The organism is Stenotrophomonas maltophilia group sp. msm1, from assembly GCF_032025805.1.
Classification (GTDB): Bacteria; Pseudomonadota; Gammaproteobacteria; order Xanthomonadales; family Xanthomonadaceae; genus Stenotrophomonas; species Stenotrophomonas hibiscicola.
Genome location: NZ_JAVSKH010000002.1, coordinates 933,113 through 958,745, shown reverse-complemented (window position 1 = coordinate 958,745; position 25,633 = coordinate 933,113). Strand labels below are relative to the sequence as shown.

Below are 25,633 nucleotides of genomic sequence, written 5' to 3'. Positions count from 1 at the left end.
CCCCCGCCCAGCCGGAGACGACCGATGAGCGCCAGCGCCTGGTTCGCCCTCTCCCTGCTCGTGCTGGCTGCCGGCATCGCCCTGCTGGGTATCGGCGGCTGGATACGCAGCCATCGTGAGCAGCGTACAACGGCCACGTTGAAGACCGCCCTGCAGCCGCGCGAGACGTCCCGTGACACCGAACCTGCACGGCACGATTCGCTGGGCTGGCTCGAACGCTTCGGCCGTGCCCTCAGCGGCGGCCGCCTGGAAACGGCATTGCTGGCCAATGAAGATCGGCTGCTGTTGGATCTGGCCGGGTGGAACACCCGTCGCGGTACGGCCATCTACCTCGGCCTGCGCCTGCTGCTGGCCGTGCTGGTGCTGGCACTGGTGCTGACATTCAGCAGCGTCACCGGGCTGGCCAGGATCATGGTGATCATCGGTGCCTTGGCCGCTGGACTGCTGTTGCCCAAATTCGTTCTCTCTTCCTGGGTGAAGCGGCGCCGGCGTGCAGTCGAAACCGAGCTGCCGCTGCTGATCGACCTGCTGCGCCTGCTGCAGGGCGTAGGCTTCAGCATGGACCAGAGCCTGCAGACGCTCGGCGACAAGCTTCGCGATGCATTGCCGGTACTCGGCAGCGAACTTCAGGAGGCCAATGTCGCCTATACCCATGGCCGCACGCGCGCGCAGTCCCTGCGGCGGCTGAGCGAAGTCTATGCCGACGATGACCTGACCAGCCTGATGCAGCTGATCCTGCAGGTGCATGCCCATGGCGGTGCGGTGCAGGAGCCCCTGCGGCAGTTCAGCCTCCGCCTGCGCGAGCAGCGTCGCAACACGTTGAAGGAAAAGGTCGGCAAGCTCTCGGTGAAGATGACCGTGGTGATGATGCTGACCCTGCTGCCAGCGTTGATGCTGGTGCTCGCCGGGCCGGCGCTGGTCGCGCTGGCCACCACCCTGTCCAAGATGGGATCGCCCTGATGCCTGCCCTGCGCACCTCCTGCCTGCTGCTTGCCCTCGCTGCCATCACCAGTGGTTGTGGGTCGACCACGCCGAAGTACCTGCGCGCGCCCAGCCTGGCTGCGCCCGAACCGGCACCGCAGGACAGCCGCAATGCGTACCTGGAGTTGATCGAGCGCATGCAGCAGCAAGGCGCGTGGTATGCCTCGCTCGCCCACGTCGACGCCTTCCGCCAGCGTTACGGCGACCCGCCGGCATTGCGGCTGCTGCAGGCCGATGCGCTGCGAGAGACCGGCCAGGCCGATGCCGCGATCGCACTGTACCGCGCGCTTTCCAGCGGCCCCCAGGCCGCCGCAGCCGCGCATGGGCTCGGCCTGATCGCCGCGCGCCGAGACGATGACGCCGGCAGCGAGCAGGCGCTGGCACGGGCAACCCAACTGCAACCGTTGAATACCAGCTATCTCGGCGATCTGGGCTATGCGAGGCTGCGCGCCGGGCAGTTCGAGCGCGCGCGCGAACCCTTGGCCAAGGCCCTGGAACTGTCCCCAGGCAATGCCAAGGCCACCGCCAACCTCGCCCTGTGGGCGGTGCTGCGTGGCGACACCGCCACCGCCGAGCGCCTCGCCCAGCAGGCCAACCTCAACAAGGACACCCGGCTCAGCATCCAGCAGCAGGCGGCGCAGATCCGGGCCCGCCTGCAGCAGCGCCAGGCCGCAGCGGCTGCTGCGGCGGTCGTGCCGCCCCCTGTGCGCGCTGTCGACAGCGACGCCACCAACAACCCGCGCGGCGTCACGCGACTGGCGGCGGAACCGCGCCGCGACAGCCGCGACGAACGCGATCCACAGCGCCTGCCGCCCTCGATGCTGGAACGCTTCAGCGCCAACGACCACCCGAACGGAAACACACCATGACCGCGACGCCCCTGGCCCGACGCCTGCTGCCCGCTCTGATCTGCCTGCTGCCGGCCGCCGCAGTGCAGGCGCAGCAACAGCCGCTCACCGGACAGATGCTTGGCCGCAGCACACCGGCAGCGCCGGCTGCGCAGCCGCTGCAGTCCGAGTCATTGCCCGCCGTGGACCTGGCGGCCCGGCCCGCACCAGTGCCGCAGGCGGCGCCTGCTGCAGTGGACATCACCGACGGCAACGCTGCAACCGCGCGACCCGGCCGCAGCCAGATCGGTGATACCGCGCGCAACCTGTTCCGCCTGCAGGCGTCCGGACAGCAGGCCGGGCAGCACCTGCCGATCCTCGGCGACCAGGCGACGCTGAGCTACGCACGCTACATGAAGAGCTTCGAACACGAGATCCCGGACTTTTTTGAGACCGATGTCGCCAAGTCCAAGGGATCATCCTCATCCGGACGCTGAGGTAGGCCATGAAACGCCCACGCCAGTTCAGTTTCAGCCGCGCACGGGGCGGCATGTCGATCACCATGATGCTGGTCATGCTGGCGTTGCTGGCGATGCTGGGCCTGATCGAGATCGGCTACCTGTTCTGGGCCAAACGCGATGCGCAGAAAGTTGCTGATCTGGCCGCACTGGCCGGAGCGCGACGACTGGAGCTGTGCACCTCGGACAACAGCGACAACAGCGCTGCGCGGCACAGCGCGCTCACCCAGAACACGTTCGAAGGGAGCCTGCAGATCCGCTGCGGCAACTGGAGCGCCAACCGCACCACCGCCAACCGCTTCGTCACCACCATCGATGCCAGCAACCCGCGCAATGCCGTGCAGGTCGTCGCGCAGCGCAGCGTGCTGCCGTTCTTCGGGCAGAACACCACCCTGCCCACCGTCAGCGTGGAGGCCGTGGCCCGCCGTTCCGAACCGACTGCGGTGTTCGCGGTCGGTTCGCAGCTACTGCGCACCAATGGCGACTCGGTACTGTTGTCGACCCTGCGCCTGGTCGGCCTGGATGTGACCAACGCCACCGTGCTCTCCTATGACGGCCTCGCCCAGGCCAACATCACGCCATCGGGCCTGCTCAAGGCGTTGAACATCCCGGTCAGCGCCAACCTCAGCGTGGCTGACTTCAACCGGCTTCTGTCGGTCAACAAGGTTTCGCTGGCGCAGCTGGTCGACGCCACCGCCACCGTGGTCGGCCGCGACTCCACGGTGGGCGTGCAGCTGCGCGCCCTGTCCGACCTGGTTGCCACCCAGCTGGACATCAACAAGCTCAACATCGTGCTGGGCAGCCAGTCCGGCGGCGGCGGCCTGTTCGCCGAAGTCGTCTCGCCCGACGGCACGGTCGGCAGTGCACTGGAGTCACAGATCAACGTGCTCAACCTGATCAACACTGCGATCTCCATCGCCAACGATGGCAACGGCGTGGCGGTCAAGGGGCTGGACCTGCTGGGCATCAAGATCCAGGCCGGCGTGGTCGAGCCGCCATCGATCGCCATCGGCGGTGTCGGCAGCCGCGCCTACAACGCGCAGGTAAGGCTGGTGGCAGACGTGGACAGCAACAACCTGTTCGCACTGGGGCCACTTCTGAACCTGCTGGGCACGCGCCTGCACCTGCCGCTGCATGTCGATGTCGCCAACGGAATGGGAACGCTGACCGGAATCCAGTGTGGCGCCAATCCACCCAGGGCCACCATCCAGGTGGATTCGTCGGTCCTGCGGGCCTGCGTCGGCAACGTCGATCCATCGCAGCGTTTCTCGAAGAACAATGTCTGCGACGCGACGCTGAACAACGAACAGCTGCTGAAACTGCTCGGACAACCCCTGATCAACGACAAGATCACGCTGCCGGCCCTGACCAGCTCGCAGAACCTCACCCTGGCCGCTGGCGAAACCGGCTCGACGCGCATCAATCCACTTGCTCTCGGCAACGCAGTATCCGACCTTGTCAATGAGCTGCTGCGCGTGCTGTCGGGCATGCTCAGTTCACCCAAGCAGGGCATGAGTGCCAACGACACGGCCAAGGCCCTGGCCGACCGTTACCTGCAGGCCACCTTCCCGCCGAACACCCGGTATGAGGTGGACAAGTTGATTCCACTGCTGCGCGATGGCGACGCCAGCCGGCAACTGGCCCCGCTCAACAGCTGGACCGTACCCGGAGGCCTGCCCTACGCCTGTGGCCTGCTGAACCTGTCCACCTGCCACAAGGACGGTCCGGTCTGGGATGCGTTCAAGGTGACGGTCACCGGTCAAGGACTGGGCGTGCTCGATGGACTGCTCGGCTCGCTGGTGGGCGGCCTGCTGATCAACCGCTGCGACAGCCTGCTGGGCAACCTGATCGACTACAACGGCTGCGTGCGCAACAACCTGGCCTCGTACATACAGACCGCGCCGGCCGGGTTCCTTGACGGCACCGGCGGCACCGGCGTCACCAACCCCGATGGCACGGTCAGCTGCAGTGGCCTGCTGTGCACGCTGCTGAAGCCGATCCTGTCCGCCTTGCGCCCGGTCCTCAACAGCGTCGGCACCTTGCTGACCAACCTGCTGGCCAGCGTGCTGGGCCTGGAGCTGGGGCGCACCGACGTCAACGTGCAGTCGATCCAGTGCAGCGCCGCACAGCTGGTCTACTGACCCGTGGCGGGCGCCCTTGGCGGCGCCCGCGCGCATGCTAGACTCCCGGCGGGGAACCACTTTCATCTCAACCCACACTCATCCGTGGATGGTCTAGACATGCGAGAAACTTCAGGGGGCGTGGTCTTCGCCCGGCGCGCGTACGGCGCGGCACTGCTGGCCGTGAGCATGATGCTGGTGGCACCAGCGGCGATGGCTGCCCGTGGCGACCGCGAAGCTGCCGCAGAGCCGGCCGCTCGTAGCGCACCGGTGGTGCGCAATACCGTTGACGAGCTCAAGCAGCTGATGGATGCCCGCCAGCTGACCGAGCTGCGCACCACCTACAACGGCAATTACGGCGCCAGCCTGCTGTTCAACGCCAACACCCTGACCTACTACGTCGCCCTGTTCCAGGAGAAGAATTTCTGGCGGGTGATCAAGACTGACGCCGTCGACAACGCCGAGCGTGTCTACCGCACCTTCGCGCAACAGTCCGAGCAGCTTGCCCAGGTCTACATCGACACCACCCGCCTGGAAGCCGGCAAGCGCTATACCGAGCGCCTGGTGGCCTACAACGAGGAACGCCTGCGCACCCTGCAGCAGGAAATGGAACAGCAGCAGGCGCAGTCGGCCCAGGTCAGCGCGGCCCTGCAGCAGGCCCAGCAGCAGGCAGTCAGCCTGAGCAGCGACGTGCAGAGCACGAACAGCCAGCTGGACGCCCTGCAGCGCCGCATCCAGATCCTGCAGGCCGAACAGGGCAACCCGGAGCTGAGCCTGCCCAAACCTGACAGCGTGCCCTCGCCGGCACCGGCGACGGCCAGCGACGGTCGCTGAGGTCCGGCACCTGGCATCTGCTCTCAACGGCGCCCTTGGGCGCCGTTGTCGTTTCTGGCACCTGGATTCAACGGCACGCGTCATGCACCGCATCATCCAGCTGCCGCCGCTGTACGAAGTCCAGGCGCTTGGCCTGGGCGAGCGCCTTCCCGCGTTGCTGCCGCGCGTGCTCACAGGCGGCGGGATCGGTGCTGATGGGTATCAGAGCGGCCCGCGCACGCCCCTGCTGCACCACACGCGGACGGCTTGAGGCCGGGCTCGCTGGCTTGGCCACGGTCGCACCTGTCGAAGGCGGCTCCGGCGGCACCTCCCAGCGCCATTCCGCACGCCCCTGGCACGGCGTCTGCTGGTAGACAGGATGCGGCCCGTCAACGCATTTGTAGACGTTGGTCCGGGCGTGCGCCGCCGTGGTCAGCAGCAGGCACACCCACAGGCTCCAGAACGCATTCGACATTGCAGGCTCCTCGACAGGGCAGCCGCCATCGTCAATGCCGGAACGGCTTCGTGCTAGAGCGATATGCGTCACATCCGGCGCAATCCAGCACAGCCGTGCAAGTCGCCGCTCTGGCGCTGCGCTGTACTGCCGGAGGCTCCGGCATCCACGCCGGGGCCGTCCCTCCCTTCCGCCAAGGAAACCACAATGAGCAACTTCATCACCGTCGCCGACGGCGCCCGCATCTTCTACAAGGATTGGGGTACCGGCCAGCCGATCGTCTTCGCCCACGGCTGGCCGCTGTCTTCCGATGCCTGGGATCCGCAGATGCTGTTCATGGGCCAGAACGGCTTCCGCGTGATCGCCCACGATCGCCGCAGCCACGGACGCTCCAGCCAGACCTGGAACGGCAACAACATGGACACCTACGCCGATGACCTGGCTGCAGTGATCGAGACGCTGGACCTGAAGGATGCGATCCTGGTCGGCCATTCGACCGGCGGCGGCGAAGTGGCCCACTACATCGGCCGCTACGGCAGCAAGCGCGTGGCCAAGGTGGTCCTGGTCGGCGCGGTGCCACCGCTGATGCTGAAGACCGATGCCAACCCGGCCGGCACGCCGCTGGAGGTGTTCGACGGCATCCGCAAGGGCACGGGCGGTGACCGCTCGCAGTTCTTCAAGGACCTGACCACACCGTTCTTCGGTGCCAACCGCGATGGCAATACCGTCACCGAGGGCATGCGTGATGCGTTCTGGCTGCAGGGCATGCTCGGTGGCGTCAAGGGCCAGTACGACTGCGTGCACGAATTCTCGGAAGTGGACTACACCGAAGACCTGAAGAAGATCGACGTGCCGGCGCTGGTGGTACACGGCGATGACGACCAGATCGTGCCGTTCGATGCCTCGGCGAAGCTGTCCTCGCAGATCATCAAGGATGCCGAGCTGAAGGTGTACGCCGGCGCGCCGCATGGCCTGACCATCACCCACGCCGACCAGTTCAATGCCGACCTGCTCGCGTTCGCGCGCAAATGATGTCCCGCGGTGGCGCCCCCGGGCGCCGCCCCTCCTTCGGTAGTGGGCCGCTGGCCGGCAACCCGATCATCCATCGTGATCACGCGGAGCCGGCCAGCGGCCGGCTCTGCCACCTGCGGGTCAGATGTCGGTGTGGTGATGCGGCACGGCGGCTGGCAGCGGGTCATGCCCTCCCACGAAGTGACGCACCACGGGGGCGCGCTCGCCGCGATGCAGCTCCCGAAGCACTTCCTGGATGGCCTTGTCATCCGCGGTGATGCGCTCGTGCTGGCGCAGGTGCTCCAGCCACGACGGGGTCACGAAATACTCCAGGTGGATGCCCGGGCTGGCCACGTCCTCGACCACACCCCAGACCACCGCACCGTCGCGGCGACGGATCGTGCCCAGCGCGCGCATCTGCGCCTGGAACTTGGCACGGTCAGCATCGTCGATGCGGTACTCGATGGTAACCAGCACCGGCCCCCGATCATTCGACACCGGCACCGACAGTTCCGGCGCCGGCCAGTGCCCGGCCGGACGCAGGTTCAGATCCTCGGTGCCAGCAATGCGCACGCGCCACACCAGCAATCCGCCGATCACCGCACCTGCGGCAGCCACCAGCAACGCCAGCTCCGGCGACGTACGCTGTGCGAGCGCGCCCCAGCTCAGGCCGCCGGCGGCCATGCCGGCAGAGAACACCATGATGTACAGCGCCAGCGCACGCGCACGTACCCATGCCGGAACCGCAGTCTGCGCAGCGATCTGCAGCGACGACAGTACGGTGATCCACGCAAATCCAATGACCAGCATCACCGCCGGAAGCACGTACCAGCTGCGGGTCAGCGCCAGCCCGACCAGGCTCAGGGCCAGCGACAAGGTCGCCAGCAGTACCAACAGGTCACGATCCAGTTGCGCACGCAGCTTCGGCAGCAGCAGCGCACCGCCCACTGCGCCGATGCCGATGCAGCCCAGCAGCATGCCGTACTGCCCCGCCCCGCCATGCATCTGCCCACGCACCACCACCGGCAACAGCGCGTTCATCGCCGCGGCAAAGAAGAAGAAGCCGACCGACTTGATCAGCACCGCCTGCAGCCGCCCGGCGCGGCTGGCGTAACGCAGGCCCGCCTTCAAGCCGGCACCGAAACCTTCCGGTGGCAGGCTGGACTGCTTGGGATCACGCGTCCAGCCCCACACCACGAACAGCATCGCGGCGAAGGTGATGGCGTTGAAGCCGAATGCCCACACCGCACCCAGCTGCGCCACGATCACGCCACCAATGGCCGGGCCGATCGAGCGCGCGATGTTGATGCCGATCGAGTTCAGCGCCACCGCCGAGGCCAGCATCGGCTGGGGTACCAGCTCGGAGACAATGGCGGCCTGCGCGGGCATTGCCATCGCCGCACCACAGCCCATGCAGAAGGTCAGCAGCACCAGCAACTGCGGGGTCAGCAGGTCCATCGCGGTCAACGCAGCCATCGCTGCGGCCACCAGCAGCATCCAGCCCTGGGTCGCCAACAGGTACTTCCGGCGATCGACAATGTCGGCCAGGGTGCCGGCAGCGAGCGCCAGCAGCACGATCGGCACCGTGGTGGCCGACTGCACCAGGGCCACCATCAACGGCGAACCGGTGCGCTCGGCCATCACCCAGGCGGCGGCCACGTCATTGACCCAGGTGCCGATGTTGCTGGCCAGGATCGCCAGCCAGATCGAGCGGAACATCTGGATCTTCAGCGGGGACCAGGCCCCTGCGGCCTGTGCGGGGGGTTGCGACGCGGGTGCGTTCACCATTGCCATGCTCCAACGATCGAGGCGAACAGCGTGTCCTGGCCTCCAGCCTGCTTAAGTGCAGGACCGGCGTCGACCCAGGCCAGCTGCAGCTGCCATTGCCAGTGTTCGCTGGCCTGCCAGCGGGTTTCGGATTTGTACTGGGTGCCGATGCGGCGCGCGCCACCGGCGCTGCCCGGCAACGCCACCAGCGGCGCCGGCGTGGTGTAGACCGCATCGGCACGACGCTGCTTCCAGGCCATCTGTACGCCCAGTTCCGTCGTCACCGCATGATGCAGGCGCAGGGTCAGGGTCGGTTGCAGGTCCATCAGGTTGGCTGGGGCCAGCAGGCTGGCCTCGCTGAAGTAGGCCGATTTAGGGAACAGTGCATTGAAGGTTCCCAGGCGGCCGTCATGCAGCTTGCCGTCGCCACTGGCGATATCCGCCTTCAGCCCCAGCCTCGGTTGCAGCGGCCGCTCGGTCCAGCGCCAGCCGGTGTCGGTGGCGAGCGTCCAGGCGCGGACATCCAGCGTGCCGGCAACCGTCTGCAGTTCACCGCCCTGCGCCACCAGCTCGCTGTTCCAGTCCAGCGCACCGAACTGGCCGAACCAACGCGCACCGAGGGTCTTCCGCCGCTCGGTACCGGAGCCCGCCGCAAAGCGCGCGCCTTCACGACGGTAGTCCAGCAGGTACAGATCCCATTGCCCTGGGCCACGACCACGCGCGGTGGTCGCATACGCGCCCCACAGGTGGGCACCGCGTTCGCCGCGGTCATCAAAGGCGCCGGGTCGGTTCTCCAGCGGTCGCAGCGCCATCAGGTCCAGCGTGCCGAGGCGGCCTTTCCAGCCTGCACGGGCGCCATCGAATGCCAGCCGGATATTCGGCCCATCGCGCACCGACAACAGCCGCGAACTGCCATAGCCGGCTTCCTGCCGACCGAGTTGCAGATGGAACCCACCGCGCTGCCAGCGCCAGTAGGCCTGCTGCACGTCCAACGCGCCACTGTCGGTACGGCCCGGGCCGCCTGCCTTGCCATTCTCGGCATGCACGCCCAGCTGCAGCCGTGCCTGCCAGTTGTCCTCGACATACGTGGCCGACGCCAGTGCACGCAGCAGGCCGTAGCCGTCTTCATTGCCGCCGATACCGAATCGGGCCGGGTCGTAGTACATCCCCCTGAGGCGCAGCGAGGCGTCCCATTGCAGTTGCCCGCCGCCCACGTCGGCGCAGCGGGGGGCGTCACAGGCCAGCGCCATGCATGGCATGGCCAGCAGCGCCAGGCTCAGAACGCGAAGCACGAGCATCCCATCGCACCCCAGAAGGCGCTCAGGTCGTCGGTGGGCGCCGCATGCAGCGCGGCATGGCCGTGAGCACCATGCGTACTACAGGCCACACCGTGATGGTGGCGATGCGCGGCGGCTAACCTGATGGCGGCACCGCCGACGTGGTAGCCACCGAAGCGGTTGACCGGCGACCAGTCCGGCATCGCCGGCGGCAGCTGCGGCGCCAGGCCGGCGTAATCCCCGTCGGCGTGCACGATGCGGCCGCCGACCACGGTCAGCAGGCTGGTGATGTCGGCGATCTGCGCGTCATCAACGCGGAAGAAGTCGGCCGAGAGCAGGATGAAATCAGCCAGCTGGCCAGCTTTCAGCGTGCCCTTCACCGCTTCGTCGCCGGAGAACCAGGCACTGCCCTGCGTCCACAGGCGCAACGCCTGCTCGCGTTCGAGCAGGTTCTCCTCGCCATACAGCGCCAGGCCGCCCACGGTGCGCCCGGTCACCAGCCAGGACAACGCCACCCACGGGTTGTAGCTGGCCACGCGGGTGGCATCGGTACCGGCACCGACCGGCACGCCTTCGGCCAGCATGCGCCTGACCGGCGGCGTGTGCCGCGCAGCCTGCACACCGTAGCGCTCGACGAAGGCTTCGCCCTGGTAGGCCATGCGGTGCTGCACGGCGATGCCGCCACCCAGCGCACGGATGCGTTCGATGTTGCGCGGGGTGATGGTCTCGGCGTGGTCGATGAACCAGTGCAGGCCATCGAACGGCACCTCGCGGTTGACCTGTTCGTACACATCGAGGATGCGGGTGATGCTCTCGTCGTAGGTGGCGTGGATACGGAACGGCCAGCGTTTCTCGACCAGCAGTTTCACCACGTCGTGCAGGTCGGGCTCAAGCTCCGGCGGCAGTTCCGGGCGCGGCTCGTTGAACAGTTCGAAGTCGGCCGCCGAGAACACCAGCATCTCGCCGGCACCATTGTGGCGCAGCAGGTCATCGCCCTGGCGCGGCTGCAGGATTTCACTCCAGCCACGGAAGTCATCCACTTCCTTGCCCTTGTTCTGGGTGAACAGGTTGTAGGCGATGCGCACTGTCAGCTGGTCATCGCGGTGCAGCTGCTCGATGACCTGGTAATCCTCGGGGTAGTTCTGGAAGCCGCCGCCAGCGTCGATCACCGAGGTGACGCCCAGCCGGTTCAGTTCGCGCATGAAGTGGCGCGTCGAATTGGCCTGGTACTCGATCGGCAGGCGTGGCCCCTTGGCCAGCGTGGCGTACAGGATCAACGCATTCGGCTTGGCCAGCAGCAGCCCGGTCGGGTTGCCCAGCGAATCGCGCACGATCTGCCCGCCCGGCGGATCCGGCGTGTCCTTGCTGTAGCCGCACGCACGCAGCGCGGCGCGGTTGAGCAGCGCGCGGTCGTACAGGTGCAGCAGGAACACCGGCGTATCCGGCGCGATGTCGTTGAGCTCCTGCAGCGTCGGCAGGCGCTTCTCGTTGAACTGTGCGGCGGTGAAGCCACCGACCACGCGCACCCACTGCGGTGCAGGGGTGCGGTCGACCTGGGCCTTCAACATGTCCAGGGCGTCGCCCAGCGAACGCAAGCCGTCCCAGCGCAGTTCAAGGTTGTAGTTCAGGCCACCACGGATCAGGTGGGTATGGCTGTCGTTGAGGCCAGGCAGCAGGCGCCTGCCCTGCGCGTCGATCAGCGTCGCTTCATTGCCCCAGCCGCGCATGATCTCCTCGTCGCTGCCGACGGCGACGATGCGGCCCTCCTGCACGGCCAGTGCCTGGGCGTGCGGCTGCTGAGGGTCGAGGGTGGTGATGCGGGCATTGCGGATGACCAGGGTGCTCATGCGACGCTCCTTGGAAGTGGAATCGAGTGCGGCAGCGGCGCGACCGGCCAGGCCGAGCGCAACCGCGGCGCCGCTGGCCAGCATCACGGTGCGGCGGCCGTGGTCGAGGGGATCGTGACTCATGCGAGGTCTCCCGGAAGGCGATGGACGTCCAGTGCCCAGGTGCCGGGCCCGGCCAGCGCGATGGCCAGCAGTACCGTGGTCCACATCAACGGGTACTCACTGCCACCGCGCATCCAGAACCAGCCCCTGGGCAGGGCCAACAGCACGGTGAAGCCGATGAAAGCAGCCGCTGCAAGCGCGGCAGTGCGGGTCTGCCATCCCAGCAGCACGGCCAGCCCGGACAGCACCTGCAACAGGGCCAACAGCAGCGGCAACGGCGCCACTGCCGGCAGCCCGAAACCGCGCAGCTCGGTGGCGAAGCCGGCCAGCCCCGGTCCGCCGAACCAGCCAAACAGCTTGCCCAGCGCGTGCGGCAGCAGGAAGCCTCCTGCCGCCACGCGCAGCATCAGCAGGGCCAGGTCAAGGCCATGGCCGGCCAGCATGCTCAGTGCCCGCCTTCCTGCGCGCCGAACATGCGCTTGGCATACTGGATGCCGATGCCGTAGCCGCCGGCGTGGTCGCGGGCGATGCCGGTGGTCAGGTCGTAGGTTTCACCCCGCGCCCAGTCGCGCTGCAGCTCGAGCAGGTACTGCACGCTGGTCATCGGAACCGCGCCGGCCTGCACCATGCGGGTGATCGCACGCTCGTGCGCTTCTTCGCTGACATCGCCACAGGCATCGGTGATCACGTAGACCTCGAAGCCCTGCGCCAGCGCAGACAGCGCCGGACCGACGATGCAGACGCTGGTCCATAGGCCGGCAAGCACCAGCCGACGCCTGCCGATGCGGTTGATCTCGTCGATCACCGGCCGGTCTTCCCAGGTATTCATCGACGTGCGGTCGAACACCGGCTGGCCGGGGAAGATCTGCGGCAGTTCCGGGAACATCGGCCCGGAGAACGACGCTTCGGCGACCGTGGTCAGCACCACCGGCACCTTGAACCCCTTGGCGCCCTTGCTGATCAGCGACACGTTGTTGCGCAGCGTGGAGATATCGATGGTGTGGGTGGCGAACGCCATCTGTGACTGGAAGTCGATCAGCACCAGGGCATGGTCGGCGGGCGACAGCAGGGCCGGGGCGGGCGTGGCGGTGGCATGGGTCATGGATGGACTCCGTTGGAAACACGATCAAGGGGAAGCGACAGGGCGGCATCGCCGGCCAGGTACTGGCCGGGGCTGCAGCCGGTCTCCGCGCGGAAGCTGCGGACGAAGTGGCTCTGGTCGAAGAAGCCCAGCTGCTGGGCCAGGCACGCCATCGGCAACTGCGCGCCAGGCAGCAGCTGGCGTGCGCGTTCGATGCGGCGACGGCGCACATAGCGCAGCGGGCTGGCGCCGGTGCCGCTACGGAACAGGCGCACAAGGTGGAAGCGGCTGACGCAGGCGGCGGCCGCCAGTTCGGTGACCCGCAGCGGCTGCGACAGATGCTCATCGACATAGCGCAGGGCGCGCTGCAGTGCGGCGGCCTGCTGCGGTGCCAGTGGCGCGGCGGGCGGATCGGGCGGAGTGACGGTGGCCATGCGGGGCGCCGCGAGGGGGTGCCCCATGGTGCGTGGCCGTTGCGCGATGCCCTACCCCCGTCGGTCGAGGCCGGCACCTACCCGAATGGGGGAGGCCGACGGCCGAGCAGGCGGCGCCCGAACAGGCACGCATCCAGTGAATAGGCCCCCGGCCCCACAAGCAGCAGCGCCGGCGGCAATGCCACCAGTGGCCAGGGCGCCTGCTGCGCGAACAGGCCCACGGCCGCCGTGAGCGCTGCCAGTGGCGTCAACATACCCAGTGCAAGCATGGCCGCTGCAAGCAGGCACAGCGCCGACCACCCACTGCCCTGAGCATCCGGCGCGCACAGCGCGGCGGTCACGCACAGCCGGAACCACAGCAGGCCGATGCCCGGCCCCCGATCAGGGAACATCACGAACAGGCGCTGCATGGCCAGGTTCCAGGAGGAGATGCCGGCGTGATAGCCGAGCGCAGCGGCCACCGCCTACCCCGTTCGGGTCACCCCGGGCTGCCCCACACCTGCCAGAATGCGCGCCATGCGTGGCCGCCCCTTCCCGTTCCTGCGTTGCCTGCCGGCGCTGCTGACGTGCCTGCTGCTGTTGACCGCCCTGCCCGCCCTTGCCGTGCAGCGCCCGCCGGTGAGCGGCGGGCTGCCCGATTACGAACATACCGCCTGGCGTGTCGGCCAGGGCGCCCCAGGCGATATATGGGACATTGCCCAGGACCGTGAGGGCCTCTTGTGGCTGGCTACCGGCTCGGGCCTGTACCGCTTCGATGGCCGTCGCTTCGAACGGCAGGCAGCGCCCGTCGGTAGCCAGTTCCCGTCCACCAACATGGTCACGCTGGCGCATGCCGCCGACGGCGCCCTGTGGATCGGCTACTTCCAGGCCGGCATCAGCCGCTTCGCGCAGGGACGGCTGCACAGCTACGGCCGTGAGCAGGGGGTGCCGGTCGGCGTGGTGCCGCGCTTCAGCCAGGATCGCGATGGCCAACTCTGGGCGGCGATCAATGGCGGGCTGCGCCGCTTTGACGGACACCGCTGGCAGCCACTGCCGGCCGCTGCCGGCCTGCCCGAGCACCGTGTGCAGTGGGTGCTGCACGACAGCCGGGGCAGGTTCTGGGTGCTGGCCGGCCTGAAGATCTGGATGCGCGCGGCGGGCCAGACCGCGTTCGAGGACACCGGCATCGCGGTCTCGCAGATGGCGACGCTGGCCGAAAGCCCGCAGGGTGAAGTGTGGCTGGCCGACCGGGTGCGCGGCACCTCGCCACTGGCGAACGCGCAGGGTCTGCTGGCAGACAGCGAACGTGAGGCACGGCGGCTGCCGGAACTGGTCGCTGCGCGCCTGCAGTTCACTGCCGATGGCGCGCTGTGGGCCACGATGAGTCCGCACGGCGGCGTTGCCCACATCACCTTCGCCGGCACCCGGGCCGTGCGCATGGAACGCTTCGATTCGCCGCAAGGACTGACCGCCACATCGGCAGTACCGATCATCGTCGATCGCGAAGGCAATCTCTGGATTGGCACCAATCTCGGCCTCAACCGTTTCCGCGCACGCAGCGTGCACACCCTGGCGGTGGGTCCAAGCGATCCCTACCGCTCGCTGGTACGGGCCAGCGATGGCCGCGCGTATGGCTATGGCGAAGACCTCAAGCCCTACGACCTGCGGCGCACCCTGCTGGATGGCAGCGCCACGCAGCTGCAGGCTGCCGCGCGCCAGGCACCCACACCGATCTGGCAGTTCGACTGGGTCAACCTCGCGCGCACGGTCGCCGGCCACACCACATTGATCCCGCTGCCGGCGCCGTTCACCGGGCAGCCGCTGCATGCCCTGTTGTTCCCCGATGACGGACAGGCCTGGGTCTGCACCGGCGAACGCGGGGTGCTGCACTACCAGCATGACCAGTGGCAACGTGAAATCCGCCTGCCCGAGCAGGCCTGCTCATCACTGGCGCTGGATGCCGATGGCCAGCTGCTGCTCGGCTATGCCGATGGCCGCCTGCGCCGCCTGGGTGCGAATGGCACCGAGAGCTTCGACTCCGGGGACGGCCTGTCGGTAGGGCCGATCACCGCGATGCTGCACCACCGGGACCTTCTGCTGATCGCCGGCGAGGCCGGGCTGGCAGCACGCCTGGGCAATGGCCGTTTCGTTCCGGTGCGCACTGACATGGCCGGCGTACTGGAAGGCATCACCGGCATGGTCACCGATGCACATGGATACCTGTGGCTCAACGGCAGCCGTGGCCTGGTTCGCCTGGAAACCGGCCTGCTGCGCCGCGCCGTGCGCAGCGGCGTGCCGGTCATGCCACGCCTGTTCGACGCAGCTGACGGCATGCCGGGCATTGCCCTGCAGAGCGGACCGATCGCCACCGCAACGCTGGCCGACGACGGCCTGCTGTGGTTGGCCACCAACCAGGGCCTGGCCTGGCTGGACACCACCCGCTCGCACGTCAATACGATGGCTCCCAGCGTGCGCATCGGCGAGGTGCTGTATGGCAGCGAGCACGCGCCGCTACGCGATGGTCTGCGTCTCCCGGCCGGCACCAGCCAGCTGCAGATCGATTACGTGGCGCTGTCGTTGGCACGTCCGGAGCGCAACCGATACCGCTACCGCCTGTCGGGCGTGGATGACGGCTGGCAGGACGCTGGCAGCAGCACACGTGCGTATTACACCAACCTCGCGCCCGGCAGCTACCGGTTCGAGGTGGAAGCCGCCAACGAGGACGGCATCTGGAGCACCGCACCGGCCAGCCGCAGCTTCCGCATCGCTCCCACCTTCATGCAGACCGTGTGGTTCAAGCTGCTGTGCACCGCCGCCGTGCTTGCACTGCTGGTGCTGGCCGTACGCATCCGCAGCGGGCAGCTGGCCGCACTGTTCCGCGCGCGCCTGCAGGAACGCAACGGCGAGCGCGAACGCATCGCGCGCGACCTGCACGACACCCTGCTGCAGGGTAGCCAGGGCCTGATCCTGCGCCTGCACGCGATCAGCCAGTCAGCGCAGACACCAGAGCCGGTGCGCAGCCAGCTTGAGTCAGCGATGCAGCTGGCCGAGCGCAACCTGGCCGAGGGTCGCGAGCGGGTCAATGCGCTGCGCGAGGGGCCGTTCGCGGGTCGCGACCTCGCTTCGGCACTGGCCGATGTGCACGCCGAGTATGCCGGGCACGGCACCAATCCGCTGCGCCTGACCGTGGAAGGCGCGGCGCCACCGCTGCAGGCCGACGCGGCCGAAGAGGTGTTCCTGATCGGGCGCGAGGCCATCCGCAATGCGCTGCGTCATGCCAACGCCAGCGCCATCGAAGTGGAACTTTCCTACGGAACGCGCTGCTTCCTGCTGCACGTGCGCGACGATGGCGTGGGCATCACCCACGAAAATGCCGGCCATGGCCATTGGGGCCTGCAGGGCATGCGTGAGCGCGCCCAGCGCCTCGGCGCGGAACTGCAGCTGTGGACCCGCCCCGGGCTGGGTACCGAAGTCGCGCTGGCAGTTCCGGCCCGGCGGCTGTATCAGCGCCGCCGATCGCGTTGGCATTGGCCCTGGAGTAGAGAAAACCATGACTGAGTCCCCTGCCCCGATCGGCGTGCTGGTGGTCGACGACCACCCGCTGCTGCGTGATGGCCTGGCGGCACTGCTGGGCGCCCATGCCGACCTGCGCCTGCTGGGCGAAGCCGCCGATGGCGAAGAAGCCATCGCACGCTACCAGCAGCTGCAGCCAGACGTGGTACTGATGGACCTGCAGATGCCACGCCTGGATGGTGTGGAAGCCATCGTGCGGATCCGCGCGATGGATCCGCGCGCGCGCATCATCGTGCTGACCACCTACCGTGGTGACGTACGTGCGGTGAGGGCACTGCAGGCCGGCGCCAGCGCGTACCTGCTGAAGGACATGCTGCGCCACGAACTGGTCGACACCATCCGCATGGTGGCCGGTGGCCGCCGTGCGCCGATTCCTCCAGCGGTGGCCGCCAGCATCGCCGCGCATGTGATCGAAGACCGCCTGTCACCGCGCGAGACCGAGGTACTGCGGTACGTGGCCGGAGGGCTGTCGAACAAGCGCATCGGCGAGCGCATGCAGATTTCGGAGCAGACGGTGAAGGCGCACATGAAAAGCCTGATGGACAAGCTCGGCGTGGGTGATCGCACCCATGCGGTCACCCAGGCGCTGCGGCGCGGCATCATCAGCCTGGACGACAGCGGGCACGATTAGGGGGGGGGTTCGGCAGGGCCTGCAGCCCTGCACCCGCGGTAGTGCCGGCCGCTGGCCGGCAACCTCAACAGCAAAAGCGGGCTTTCCGTGGGATGGCGCGGCGGTGTCGGAGTGCGGGGACGCTGCAAGTACGTCCCTGTAAGCTTGGCAGCCGCATCCATGCGGCTGACACCCCGCACTCCGACACCGCCCCACCTCTGACAGATTCCGATGGCACTGACACCCCGCACTCCGACACCGCCCCACCTCTGACAGATTCCGATGGCGGTTGGTAGGTGTCGACCTTGGTCGACACTTCTGTCAGATATCGAAATCAATCAGGGGTCAGATCCGTTTTCCGAAGGAAAACGGATCTGACCCCAAGAGCCATTCCAACAGACCGCAGGAACCTGTCGAAGGCGGGGTGGGTCCGGTTGCGGGGGCGTGAGCGCCATGGGCCCGAGGCATGCCGCGGGCGGGTTGGGCAGGACGCCCAACCCCGGTCTTGCCGTGTGCGCAGGACAGCGCACACGAGCAAGGCGCGACCGAGCCCCCATGGGTGAGGGCGCTTCGCTTGCGAAGCATTGCTTCGCAAGCGCCCGAACGCCCAGCCGCCAGCGGCTGGGCCGGACTGGGGATTCACGGCGTCCCCCGCAACCGGACCCACCCCGCCTCCCTACAGTAACCCCGCTGTTGCTGTTGCTGTTGCTGTTGCCTCCAGCAGGTGCAGGGCTGCAAGCCCTGCCAAACACCCCCCTACTTCAAACGCAGCAGCAGGCTGCTGCCCGCACACACCACCGCCAACCAGGCCACGCCGTGCCATCCCCATTGCGCCAGCGCCAGGCTGCCCAGCGCACCGCCGGCGGCCATGCCGATGAACATGCCGGTGAACAACAGCGCATTGAGCCGGCTGCGTGCCGGCGGTACCAGGCCGTAGACCAGGGTCTGGTGCGCCACCAGCGCCGACTGGAAGCCGAAGTCGAACAGCAGCGCACTCACCACCAGCAACGGCAGCAGCGCGGCGGCCGGCAACCAGGCTTCGGCCAGCAGCAGGCCGAAGCCCAGCAGCGCCACCGCAATCGCCAGCCGTGCCACCGCATGGCACCCCAGTCGATCAGCAAAACGGCCGGCAAACGGCGCGGCCAGTGCACCGGCCGCACCCGCAATACCAAACGCGCCCGCCGCCGCACTACCCAGACCCAGGCGGGCATGCAGCATCAGCGCCAGGGTCGACCAGAACGCGCTGAATCCCACGGCCAGCAGCGACTGGCTGGCCACCGCACGGCGCAACTGCGGCTGCTCGCGCCACAACGCCAACAACGAACCCAACAACGCCGGATAGCGCAGCGTGCTGGTCGGCGCGAAGCGCGGCAGCGCACGCGCCATCACCGCGCCCATCGCCGCCACCGATACCGCCGCCAGCACGAACTGCGTGCGCCAACCCCACGCTTCAGCCACCACGCCACTGACCACCCGCGACAACAGGATGCCGAGCAGCAGGCCGGTCATCACCCGGCCGACGATCTGACCGCGCTGCGCGTCCGGCGCCAGCACCGCCGCTGCGGGCACGATGTCCTGCGCCAGGGTGGCCGTCAGCCCGACAAGCAGGCTGGCCACCAGCAGGCCCGGCAGCTGCCCGGCCATTGCTGCTGCGCCCAGGGCGAGCGCCAGCAGCGCGGACTTCAACAGGATCAGGTGGCGGCGGTCAAAGCGATCGCCCAGCGGTGCCAGCAGCAGGAGGCCCAGTGCGTAGCCGAGCTGGGTCAGGGTTGGCACCAGGCCGGCGGCGCGCTCACCTGCGTCAAGGTCCTGGGCTATCAGGCCCAGCATGGGCTGGCTGTAATACAGCGACGCGACCGAGAAGCCGGCACCGGCAGCCATTGCCAGCACCAACGGGGTGGAAGGTACGGTCGCCGGTGCGGCCGCAACAGACAGCGAGGGGGTAGACATGGGAGAGCCCGGATAGGAAGTGGGCGTATCCTGCCTGTATTCGCCAGACGTCTGTAGTAGGCTCTGGTACATATATTTCATACGCAACATGCATGAATGACCTCGCCACCGGCGCTGATCGCCTGGATCTGCTGCGCACCTTCCTGCGCATCGTCGATGCCGGCAGCCTGTCTGCTGCGGCCCTGCAGCTGGGCACCACCCAGCCGACGGTCAGCCGACGCCTGCAGGCACTGGAGCGACAGCTCGGCCTGCGCCTGCTGCAGCGCTCCACCCACGGCCTGCAACTGACCGAGGACGGCCTGCGCTGCCAGCGTCATGCACAACGCGTGGTCGACGAATGGGAGTCGCTGCAGGCCGAACTGAACGGCGAACCGGAAACGCTGCGCGGACGCCTGCGGGTGATGGTGCCGCATGCCTTTGGCCAGGCGCAGCTGCTTCCGACCATGCTCGCGTTCCTCGCCCAACACCCACAGCTGAGCCTGGAGTGGATCCTGGAAGATCGTCGCCCGGATTTCATCGCCGAAGGCATCGACTGCGCGGTGCGTGTGGGACCGGTCGACGAACCGCGCATGGTGGCACTGCCGCTGGCCGAAGTGCCGCGCATCGTCGTGGCAGCGCCCTCGCTGGTGGACGCCACGGCGGTCAGTACGCCGGAACAGGCGCAGGCACTGCCATGGATCTCGCTGGTCACCTACTACCGCGAACGCCTGCTGCTGCATGACGCGCAGGGGCGCGCGCATACCCTTTCGATCAGCCCGCGCCTGCTCAGCGACAACCTGTTCGTGGTGCAGCAGGCTGCACGCGCCGGGTTGGGCGCAGCGGTGGTCTCAGCCTGGCTGGTGGCCGACGACCTCGCCCAAGGGCGTCTGGTGCAGCTGCTGCCGGACTGGCAGGCGCCGGCACTGCCGGTGCATGTCGTGTTTCCTGCCGCGCGCCAGCAGCCGCCGCGGCTGCGCGCCTTCATCGATGCGATGAAGGCCGCACTGCCGCAGCTGCATGGCATGCGGCCGGCACCGCGTTAGGTCATCGGCTGCATCATCCACGCATGGCGTGGATCTACTGCTGATCGCGGGTATGGATGCCCGGACGGCAACCGGTAGATCCACGCCATGCGTTGCGTGGATTCCGCCCCGCCCCACCCTCAATTGGCCTTCGCCGCCTCCGCATTCCACGCCGCGACCTTGGCCCTGGTATCAGCCAACATCCTGTCCAGCGCGGCGCGGTCATACACGTTGCCGCGCAGGATCACGCTGTCGATCTTCTCGGTGGCGGCGATGTCCTGCAGCGGGTTGGCGGTCAGCAGCACCAGATCGGCAGCCTTGCCCTGTGCAACGCCACCGTAGCGGTCCATCTGGCCGAACCAGGCCGGGCCGGAACGGGTGGCGGCCGACAGCGCCTGCGGCGCGCTCAGGCCCTCCTTCACGAACAGCTGCAGCTCCTGGTGCAGGGCGATGCCCGGGAAATTGAACGAATTGAGGAAGCCCGCATCGGTACCGGCGATGATCGTCACGCCGGCCTCCTGCAGCATCGGCAGCACCGCGGCCACCTGGTGGTACTGCGCGTGGCGCGCTTCGATCTGCGCCGGCGTCGCCTTCGCCGCGCGGTCCACGCGCCACTGGTAGGTCGCGCGCAGGCCCGGGCCGATGTAGGCCAGGTACGGGTCGTTGGCGTGGTCATCCTGGTCAAGGAAATCGAGGATGCGGCCACCGTTGAGGGTCGGGGTCACGAACACGCCGCGCTTGGCGAAGTCACGGTAGGCGTGCATCGCGGTGTCACGGTCGAAGCTGGCGTCGAGGCGGCGATTGGCTTCGGCGCGGTCGATGCGGCCGGCGCCGAAGTCGGCGGCGATCTGCGCTTCATCCTTGCTGCCGGACTTGAATGCGTAGTCCAGATGCTCGATCGACGCCAGGCCGGCATCGACCGCCTGCTCCACGGTCAGCGCCATTGGAATGTGGCCCGAGGCCTTGAAGCCGGCCTTTCGCGCAGCGCTGGCCGAGTACAGGAACAGTTCCGGCGTCAGCGTGCTGTCGGTGATCTTCACGAAATCGACCTTGTCGTGCTGCAGTCGGGTGATCGCCTTGTCGACGTCGGTCTCGCTGCCCACTTCGATCGTGCCCTTCCACACCGGCTTGATGCCTTCAATCTTCGCGCCCGAGCTGAGCAGGCGCGGGCCGAACAGCGTGCCCCTGGCGATCTCGCCACGCCACTGCAGCACCTGCTCGGGCAGGTCGCCCGAGCAGTCACGCACGGTGGTGATGCCGTGCGCGATGTACAGCGGCAGCAGCGCCTTGTTCTCTTCGATCAGCGCCGGGCCGCCACCGAAGTGCACATGCATGTCCCACAGGCCCGGGATCAGGTATTTGCCCTTGGCATCGATCTGGCGGGCCGCGCTCCACTGGCTGCGCAGCTGCGCATCTGGACCGACAGCGACGATGTCCTCGCCGCGGATCACCACGCTCTGCCCGGCCAGGGTGCTGGCGTGCTCGACATCGACCACGGTGGCATTGCGGATCAGCAGGTCGGCGCGCTCGGCGGCAGACGCCGACAGAGGTGCTACCGCAAGGAGGATGGCAAGGGACAACGGACGGGAACGGAACATGGACAGCATCCTGATGGGCACGCCCAGCGTGCGGGTGGAAGGGGTTTGCATTCAGCGGAGCGCGCCGTGCTGGCGCAGCAGGGTCTCAATTCCGGCATAGCCGCGCTGGCGTGCGTGCGTCAGCGGCGTCACGCGATCGCCGTCGGCAAGCTCCGGGTCGGCACCTGCCTCCAGCAGCAGCTGCACGATCTGCACGTGGCGCGCACCGCCATCGCCGAGCAGGATCGCTTCCAGCAGCGCGGTCCAGTGCAGGCGGTTGACATGATCGACCGCCACGCCCGCGCGCAGCAGCGTACGTACGGTGGCGACGTGGCCACGCTCGGCGGCCGGAATCAGCGCGGTGCCGCCATAGCGGTTGGTGCTGCGCAGATCGGCGCCATGCGCCAGGGTCATCGCCAGGATCTCATCCAGGCCCCGCGCGCCGGCGTACAGGTAGGCGCTGTCCTGCATCGCGTCCTTGGCATTGACGTCGGCACCGGCTTCGATCAGCGCACGCGCGGCCTCCACGTTGTTGCCATGCGTGGCCAGCAGCAGCGCGGTGCGGCCCTGGCCATCGCGCGCCTCCAGCGTGGCGCCCTCCTCGATCGCCTGTCGCACCGCATCGACGTCGCCGCGGCTGGCAGCATCCCGCAGGCGCGCGTCTGCGTCGGCCCGGGACATGGCGGTGCAGGCGGGGGTGACCATGGCCAGCAGGCACAACAGCAGCGCGCGCGCGAAGGGCGCAGGCCAGCCAGCGGAATGATGGACACGCATGACAGTATCTCCTCGTGTCCGTCGCCACGGAACGCCGTGCGACGGTAGCAACAGCCGCGCATTGCCGGCCCCTGCCCCGCATGGTAGAAGTCGGCCTGGGTATCCAGAAGTGAAATGTTCAAATGCAAGACAGTGCCAAATCGAATAGAACCCTGTTCGAACTGGACCTGCTGCGGGCGCTGGTGATGGTGGCCGACTGCGGCAGTTTCACCACGGCGGCCACGCGCCTGCATTCGACCCAGTCCACGGTCAGCCAGAAGGTGCGGCGGCTGGAGGAACTGGCCGGGCATCGCCTGCTCGAGCGCGGCCATCGCGACGTGCACCCCACCGATGCCGGCCACACCCTGCTCGGCTACGCGCGGCGCATGCTCGACCTGAACGAGGAAATGGCACAGGCGCTGGCCGGCGCGACGGTGGAAACCGCGGTCCGCATCGGCGTACCGGAGGACTTCGTCAACCCGCAGACCACCCGCATGCTGGCCGCCTTCAGCCGCCGCCACCCGCAGGTGAAGCTGGAGATCAGCAGCGGCCTCAGCCGTGACCTGGCGCAGGGCTTCGACCACGGCGAGCTGGACCTGGTGCTGGTCAAGCAGCGCCGCAACAGCCGCCAGGCGGTGCATTGCCGGCGCGAGCCGATGCACTGGATCGACAGCCTGCGCAGCAGCTGCCTGCAGCAGGACCCGCTGCCGCTGGTCACGTTTCCGCCGCGCGGCCTGTACCGCGACGAGATGATCCACGCCGTGGAAGCGCTGGGCCTGCGCTGGCGCATCGCCTTCACCAGCTCATCGCTCAGTGGCATCCAGGGCGCCGTGGCCGATGGCATCGGCATCAGCCTGCTGCCGCGCCGCGCGGTCACGCGCGAGCACCGCATCATCGATGGCGAGCGTGGGCTGCCGGTGGTCGACAACTACGAGATCGGCCTGCTGCATCGCGCCGACGCCGATGATGCGGTGCGGGCACTGGCCAGCGAGCTGTGGCGGCAGGTACAGCGCGAACCGGACTGACCACAGTAGATCCACGCCATGGGTGGATGCCTTTCGCGCATCACGCATCGAAACATGGTCACTCCGCCCGTACGACGGGCAACAATCGCCTCGTAGAGTGCCTCTTGTTTCCGTGCTCCACGGCGCCTTGCCATGTCCGACGAAATTCCCACCCGTTTCGATCCCCTGCCTGCTGCACTGCAGACGCATCTGCAGCACCAGCGCTCGCTGATCGCCGCGCGCGTGGCCGCCAGCTTCCCGACGTTGCCGGTGCAATGGCCGCTGGCCCCCAGCACATTGCAGCGCGTGGTCGATGCCGAGCTGATCGACCGCGCCGACTGCGATGGCTGGGAAGCACTGGGCGTGGCATTCGGTGACACTCTGGCCCAGCGTGTGCCGGGCCTGGCCTGGATGCAGGTGACCGATGTCTGGGGCATCGACGCGGTGCTGCGCTATGCCGACAGCAGCCTGCAGATCGGCGCCAGCACCCTGCTGCTCAAGCGCGTGGAGCAGGGCGAGATCATCGACATCGCCCACCTGCTTGCGTGGCTGGAAGAGTTCGTCGCTACCCGCGCTGACGATTACGCCTGACGGCATATCGGGGTAGATCCACGCCATGCGTGGATGAATGAGACCGCGCGATGGTGCCGTCCACGCCATGACGCGGATCTACAGCCAGCGGCCGTCGACCACCACCCTGCGCTCCACCGGCACCCCGGCCACGGCGGCCGGGCCGTGGTCGGCACGCACGGCCACGAAGGTCGCCGGCCGGCCTTCGGCAATACCATGCTGCGGCAGGCCGATCACCTGCGCGGCATGGGTGGTGACCATGTCCAGCGCCAGCATCAGGTCGGCATCGGTGTAGAAGCCGGAACGGTAGCCCAGCAACATCGCCCGCTGCAGCAGGTCGCCGTTGCCGTAAGGCCACCAGCAGTCGCGGATGTTGTCGTTGCCTGCGAACACGCGCACACCGGCATCATGCAGCGCGCGCAGCGGCGGGAACGGATGATCGCCCGGCGCATTGCTCATGATCGCCACACCCGCCGTGGCCAGTGCTTCGCCCACCTGCAGCGCGCGCGCCAGCGGCACGTCGCCCAGCGAATAGGCATGGCTTACCGCAACCCGCCCCTGCAGGCCGGCGGCCCGCGTCCGCGCTGCAATGCGCAGCAGCTGCGCCAAGCCGGTTTCGCCGGGCTCGTGCAGATGGATGTCCAGCTGCACGCCGTAGCGCTCGGCCAGGCCGAACAGCAGCGCCAATTGGCCTTCGGCATCACCATCGAGCGTGGTCGGGTCGATGCCGCCGAGCACCTCCACGCCCGCAGCAAGCGCCTGCTCCAGTACGGCGGCGGTGCCGGGACAGGAGATCACCCCGGCCTGCGGAAACGCCACCAGCTGGATCCGCATGATGTCGGCGCAGCGCAGCGCCGCCTCGCGCACTGCTTCGAGATGGCCGAGACCGGTGCTGGCGTCGATATCGACATGGCAGCGCATCGCCACGGTACCGAAAGCACTGCATTGGCGGATCAGCGCCTCGGCACGGTCCACCATCGGTGCCGCATCCGCCACCGCCGCCTTCTCCACCGCCAGCCGCTCACGCAGGCTGTTCACCGGCTGGTGCGGGTGCCAACGGTCGCCGACAAAGCTCTTGTCGAGGTGAATGTGGCCGTCGACCAGCCCGGGCAGCACCGCGAAGCCCTGCAGGTCGACGCATTCCGCTCCGTCATCCGGCGCGGTCTCGCCATTGAGCCCGCTGATGCGGCCATCGCGGATATGGAAATGCAGTGGCGCACCGTCGCGGTCGACACCGCCATGGACGAACTGGAGGGTCATCGGGAACTCCCGGGATGCCAAGAATGGCGCCATCGTGCGCCTCGCCACAGCCATCGGCCAACGAAATATCTGGATGGCACGCATTCACCAGAACGATGACTGCCCTGCGACAACCGGTCGCAGC

At 68.1% G+C, this 25,633-nt stretch carries 23 protein-coding genes; 11 read left to right on the top strand and 12 right to left on the bottom strand.

All coding sequences use genetic code 11. From position 1 onward, the window contains the following. Positions 1-24 precede the first annotated feature (24 nt). The 5 genes from ROV95_RS12085 (at position 25) to ROV95_RS12065 (ending at position 5,280) form a co-directional block, all read left to right on the top strand. Entirely contained in the window at positions 25-960 is a 936-nt protein-coding gene (locus ROV95_RS12085; RefSeq protein ID WP_019659964.1) for a type II secretion system F family protein, read from the top strand. Then, positions 960-1,850, top strand: coding sequence for a Flp pilus assembly protein TadD (locus ROV95_RS12080; RefSeq protein WP_058982759.1), 891 nt, complete (start codon positions 960-962; stop codon positions 1,848-1,850). The genes ROV95_RS12085 and ROV95_RS12080 overlap by 1 nt, the downstream gene beginning before the upstream one ends. Beyond that, a complete protein-coding gene (locus ROV95_RS12075; protein WP_019659966.1) occupies positions 1,847-2,305 on the top strand; it encodes a DUF3613 domain-containing protein in 459 nt (152 codons plus the stop codon). Before ROV95_RS12080 ends, ROV95_RS12075 begins: the two co-directional genes overlap by 4 nt. Positions 2,306-2,313: 8 nt before the next feature. Then, positions 2,314-4,467, top strand: coding sequence for a TadG family pilus assembly protein (locus ROV95_RS12070; RefSeq protein ID WP_312544568.1), 2,154 nt, complete (start codon positions 2,314-2,316; stop codon positions 4,465-4,467). 99 nt (positions 4,468-4,566) lie between these two features. Next, positions 4,567-5,280, top strand: coding sequence for a DUF2968 domain-containing protein (locus ROV95_RS12065; protein ID WP_308305547.1), 714 nt, complete (start codon positions 4,567-4,569; stop codon positions 5,278-5,280). 67 nt (positions 5,281-5,347) lie between these two features. Here ROV95_RS12065 and ROV95_RS12060 read toward each other — a convergent pair whose 3' ends face one another. Next, the gene (locus tag ROV95_RS12060; RefSeq protein WP_155029728.1) at positions 5,348-5,734 is read right to left on the bottom strand and encodes a hypothetical protein; all 387 of its coding nucleotides are present in this window, start codon (positions 5,732-5,734) and stop codon (positions 5,348-5,350) included. Between the two features lie 186 nt (positions 5,735-5,920). Here ROV95_RS12060 and ROV95_RS12055 point away from each other — a divergent pair, with 186 nt between their 5' ends. After that, positions 5,921-6,745: an alpha/beta hydrolase gene (locus tag ROV95_RS12055; RefSeq protein ID WP_312544563.1), complete on the top strand. Its 825-nt coding sequence runs from the start codon at positions 5,921-5,923 to the stop codon at positions 6,743-6,745. Between the two features lie 120 nt (positions 6,746-6,865). On the opposite strand, the gene ROV95_RS12050 is transcribed toward ROV95_RS12055, so the two are convergent. The 7 genes from ROV95_RS12050 to ROV95_RS12020 all read right to left on the bottom strand — a co-directional run bounded on the left by ROV95_RS12050 (position 6,866) and on the right by ROV95_RS12020 (position 13,642). Continuing rightward, positions 6,866-8,512: an MFS transporter gene (locus tag ROV95_RS12050; protein WP_312544562.1), complete on the bottom strand. Its 1,647-nt coding sequence runs from the start codon at positions 8,510-8,512 to the stop codon at positions 6,866-6,868. Continuing rightward, positions 8,506-9,789, bottom strand: coding sequence for an alginate export family protein (locus ROV95_RS12045; protein WP_312544560.1), 1,284 nt, complete (start codon positions 9,787-9,789; stop codon positions 8,506-8,508). The genes ROV95_RS12050 and ROV95_RS12045 overlap by 7 nt, the downstream gene beginning before the upstream one ends. Further along, positions 9,768-11,615, bottom strand: a complete 1,848-nt coding sequence (locus ROV95_RS12040) for an amidohydrolase (RefSeq protein WP_312545128.1) — start codon at positions 11,613-11,615, stop codon at positions 9,768-9,770. Before ROV95_RS12040 ends, ROV95_RS12045 begins: the two co-directional genes overlap by 22 nt. Positions 11,616-11,734: 119 nt before the next feature. Beyond that, on the bottom strand, positions 11,735-12,160 hold the full coding sequence (locus ROV95_RS12035) for a DoxX family membrane protein (RefSeq protein ID WP_312544559.1): 426 nt from the start codon (positions 12,158-12,160) through the stop codon (positions 11,735-11,737). A 2-nt stretch (positions 12,161-12,162) separates the two neighbouring features. Beyond that, a complete protein-coding gene (locus ROV95_RS12030; protein WP_312544558.1) occupies positions 12,163-12,819 on the bottom strand; it encodes a hydrolase in 657 nt (218 codons plus the stop codon). Next, the gene (locus ROV95_RS12025) at positions 12,816-13,259 is read right to left on the bottom strand and encodes an AraC family transcriptional regulator (protein WP_058982409.1); all 444 of its coding nucleotides are present in this window, start codon (positions 13,257-13,259) and stop codon (positions 12,816-12,818) included. The genes ROV95_RS12030 and ROV95_RS12025 overlap by 4 nt, the downstream gene beginning before the upstream one ends. A gap of 50 nt (positions 13,260-13,309) precedes the next feature. Further along, on the bottom strand, positions 13,310-13,642 hold the full coding sequence (locus tag ROV95_RS12020; RefSeq protein WP_019659977.1) for a hypothetical protein: 333 nt from the start codon (positions 13,640-13,642) through the stop codon (positions 13,310-13,312). Positions 13,643-13,739: 97 nt separating this feature from the next. Between ROV95_RS12020 and ROV95_RS12015 the strand changes: the two genes are divergently transcribed. Together ROV95_RS12015 and ROV95_RS12010 are read left to right on the top strand one after the other, a co-directional pair. Further along, the gene (locus tag ROV95_RS12015; protein WP_312544556.1) at positions 13,740-16,769 is read left to right on the top strand and encodes a triple tyrosine motif-containing protein; all 3,030 of its coding nucleotides are present in this window, start codon (positions 13,740-13,742) and stop codon (positions 16,767-16,769) included. Then, complete coding sequence (locus ROV95_RS12010) at positions 16,762-17,415, top strand: response regulator transcription factor (protein ID WP_312544554.1); 654 nt, start codon at positions 16,762-16,764, stop codon at positions 17,413-17,415. Before ROV95_RS12015 ends, ROV95_RS12010 begins: the two co-directional genes overlap by 8 nt. A 735-nt stretch (positions 17,416-18,150) precedes the next feature. Here ROV95_RS12010 and ROV95_RS12005 read toward each other — a convergent pair. Further along, on the bottom strand, positions 18,151-19,344 hold the full coding sequence (locus ROV95_RS12005; protein WP_312544553.1) for an MFS transporter: 1,194 nt from the start codon (positions 19,342-19,344) through the stop codon (positions 18,151-18,153). Between the two features lie 92 nt (positions 19,345-19,436). Between ROV95_RS12005 and ROV95_RS12000 the strand changes: the two genes are divergently transcribed. Further along, positions 19,437-20,366, top strand: coding sequence for a LysR family transcriptional regulator (locus tag ROV95_RS12000; RefSeq protein WP_206621739.1), 930 nt, complete (start codon positions 19,437-19,439; stop codon positions 20,364-20,366). Between the two features lie 119 nt (positions 20,367-20,485). Here ROV95_RS12000 and ROV95_RS11995 read toward each other — a convergent pair whose 3' ends face one another. Together ROV95_RS11995 and ROV95_RS11990 are read right to left on the bottom strand one after the other, a co-directional pair. Further along, a complete protein-coding gene (locus ROV95_RS11995) occupies positions 20,486-21,943 on the bottom strand; it encodes an amidohydrolase family protein (protein ID WP_312544550.1) in 1,458 nt (485 codons plus the stop codon). A gap of 51 nt (positions 21,944-21,994) precedes the next feature. Continuing rightward, positions 21,995-22,696 carry an ankyrin repeat domain-containing protein gene (locus ROV95_RS11990; protein WP_312544548.1) on the bottom strand — a complete coding sequence of 234 codons (702 nt, stop codon included), beginning with the start codon at positions 22,694-22,696 and terminating at the stop codon, positions 21,995-21,997. 122 nt (positions 22,697-22,818) lie between these two features. On the opposite strand from ROV95_RS11990, the gene ROV95_RS11985 reads away from it, so the two are divergent. Then, a complete protein-coding gene (locus tag ROV95_RS11985; RefSeq protein ID WP_111099207.1) occupies positions 22,819-23,700 on the top strand; it encodes a LysR substrate-binding domain-containing protein in 882 nt (293 codons plus the stop codon). 132 nt (positions 23,701-23,832) lie between these two features. Further along, complete coding sequence (locus ROV95_RS11980; RefSeq protein ID WP_312544544.1) at positions 23,833-24,270, top strand: DUF3806 domain-containing protein; 438 nt, start codon at positions 23,833-23,835, stop codon at positions 24,268-24,270. A 78-nt stretch (positions 24,271-24,348) separates the two neighbouring features. Here ROV95_RS11980 and ROV95_RS11975 read toward each other — a convergent pair whose 3' ends face one another. Further along, a complete protein-coding gene (locus ROV95_RS11975) occupies positions 24,349-25,509 on the bottom strand; it encodes an amidohydrolase family protein (RefSeq protein WP_164145475.1) in 1,161 nt (386 codons plus the stop codon). Between the last annotated feature and the right edge of the window lie 124 nt (positions 25,510-25,633).

Bases quoted from the DNA above. Each gene is read 5' to 3' on its own strand.
- ROV95_RS12075 (WP_019659966.1), top strand. From the start codon at position 1,847: ATGACCGCGACGCCCCTGGCCCGACGCCTGCTGCCCGCTCTGATCTGC.
- ROV95_RS12065 (WP_308305547.1), top strand. From the start codon at position 4,567: ATGCGAGAAACTTCAGGGGGCGTGGTCTTCGCCCGGCGCGCGTACGGC.
- ROV95_RS12035 (WP_312544559.1), bottom strand. From the start codon at position 12,160: ATGCTGGCCGGCCATGGCCTTGACCTGGCCCTGCTGATGCTGCGCGTG.
- ROV95_RS12055 (WP_312544563.1), top strand. From the start codon at position 5,921: ATGAGCAACTTCATCACCGTCGCCGACGGCGCCCGCATCTTCTACAAG.
- ROV95_RS11980 (WP_312544544.1), top strand. From the start codon at position 23,833: ATGTCCGACGAAATTCCCACCCGTTTCGATCCCCTGCCTGCTGCACTG.
- ROV95_RS12015 (WP_312544556.1), top strand. From the start codon at position 13,740: ATGCGCGCCATGCGTGGCCGCCCCTTCCCGTTCCTGCGTTGCCTGCCG.
- ROV95_RS12005 (WP_312544553.1), bottom strand. From the start codon at position 19,344: ATGTCTACCCCCTCGCTGTCTGTTGCGGCCGCACCGGCGACCGTACCT.
- ROV95_RS12030 (WP_312544558.1), bottom strand. From the start codon at position 12,819: ATGACCCATGCCACCGCCACGCCCGCCCCGGCCCTGCTGTCGCCCGCC.
- ROV95_RS12025 (WP_058982409.1), bottom strand. From the start codon at position 13,259: ATGGGGCACCCCCTCGCGGCGCCCCGCATGGCCACCGTCACTCCGCCC.
- ROV95_RS11985 (WP_111099207.1), top strand. From the start codon at position 22,819: ATGCAAGACAGTGCCAAATCGAATAGAACCCTGTTCGAACTGGACCTG.
- ROV95_RS12060 (WP_155029728.1), bottom strand. From the start codon at position 5,734: ATGTCGAATGCGTTCTGGAGCCTGTGGGTGTGCCTGCTGCTGACCACG.
- ROV95_RS12040 (WP_312545128.1), bottom strand. From the start codon at position 11,615: ATGAGCACCCTGGTCATCCGCAATGCCCGCATCACCACCCTCGACCCT.
- ROV95_RS12050 (WP_312544562.1), bottom strand. From the start codon at position 8,512: ATGGTGAACGCACCCGCGTCGCAACCCCCCGCACAGGCCGCAGGGGCC.
- ROV95_RS12085 (WP_019659964.1), top strand. From the start codon at position 25: ATGAGCGCCAGCGCCTGGTTCGCCCTCTCCCTGCTCGTGCTGGCTGCC.
- ROV95_RS12020 (WP_019659977.1), bottom strand. From the start codon at position 13,642: ATGCAGCGCCTGTTCGTGATGTTCCCTGATCGGGGGCCGGGCATCGGC.
- ROV95_RS12000 (WP_206621739.1), top strand. From the start codon at position 19,437: ATGAATGACCTCGCCACCGGCGCTGATCGCCTGGATCTGCTGCGCACC.
- ROV95_RS12070 (WP_312544568.1), top strand. From the start codon at position 2,314: ATGAAACGCCCACGCCAGTTCAGTTTCAGCCGCGCACGGGGCGGCATG.
- ROV95_RS12080 (WP_058982759.1), top strand. From the start codon at position 960: ATGCCTGCCCTGCGCACCTCCTGCCTGCTGCTTGCCCTCGCTGCCATC.
- ROV95_RS11995 (WP_312544550.1), bottom strand. From the start codon at position 21,943: ATGTTCCGTTCCCGTCCGTTGTCCCTTGCCATCCTCCTTGCGGTAGCA.
- ROV95_RS11975 (WP_164145475.1), bottom strand. From the start codon at position 25,509: ATGACCCTCCAGTTCGTCCATGGCGGTGTCGACCGCGACGGTGCGCCA.
- ROV95_RS12010 (WP_312544554.1), top strand. From the start codon at position 16,762: ATGACTGAGTCCCCTGCCCCGATCGGCGTGCTGGTGGTCGACGACCAC.
- ROV95_RS11990 (WP_312544548.1), bottom strand. From the start codon at position 22,696: ATGCGTGTCCATCATTCCGCTGGCTGGCCTGCGCCCTTCGCGCGCGCG.
- ROV95_RS12045 (WP_312544560.1), bottom strand. From the start codon at position 9,789: ATGCTCGTGCTTCGCGTTCTGAGCCTGGCGCTGCTGGCCATGCCATGC.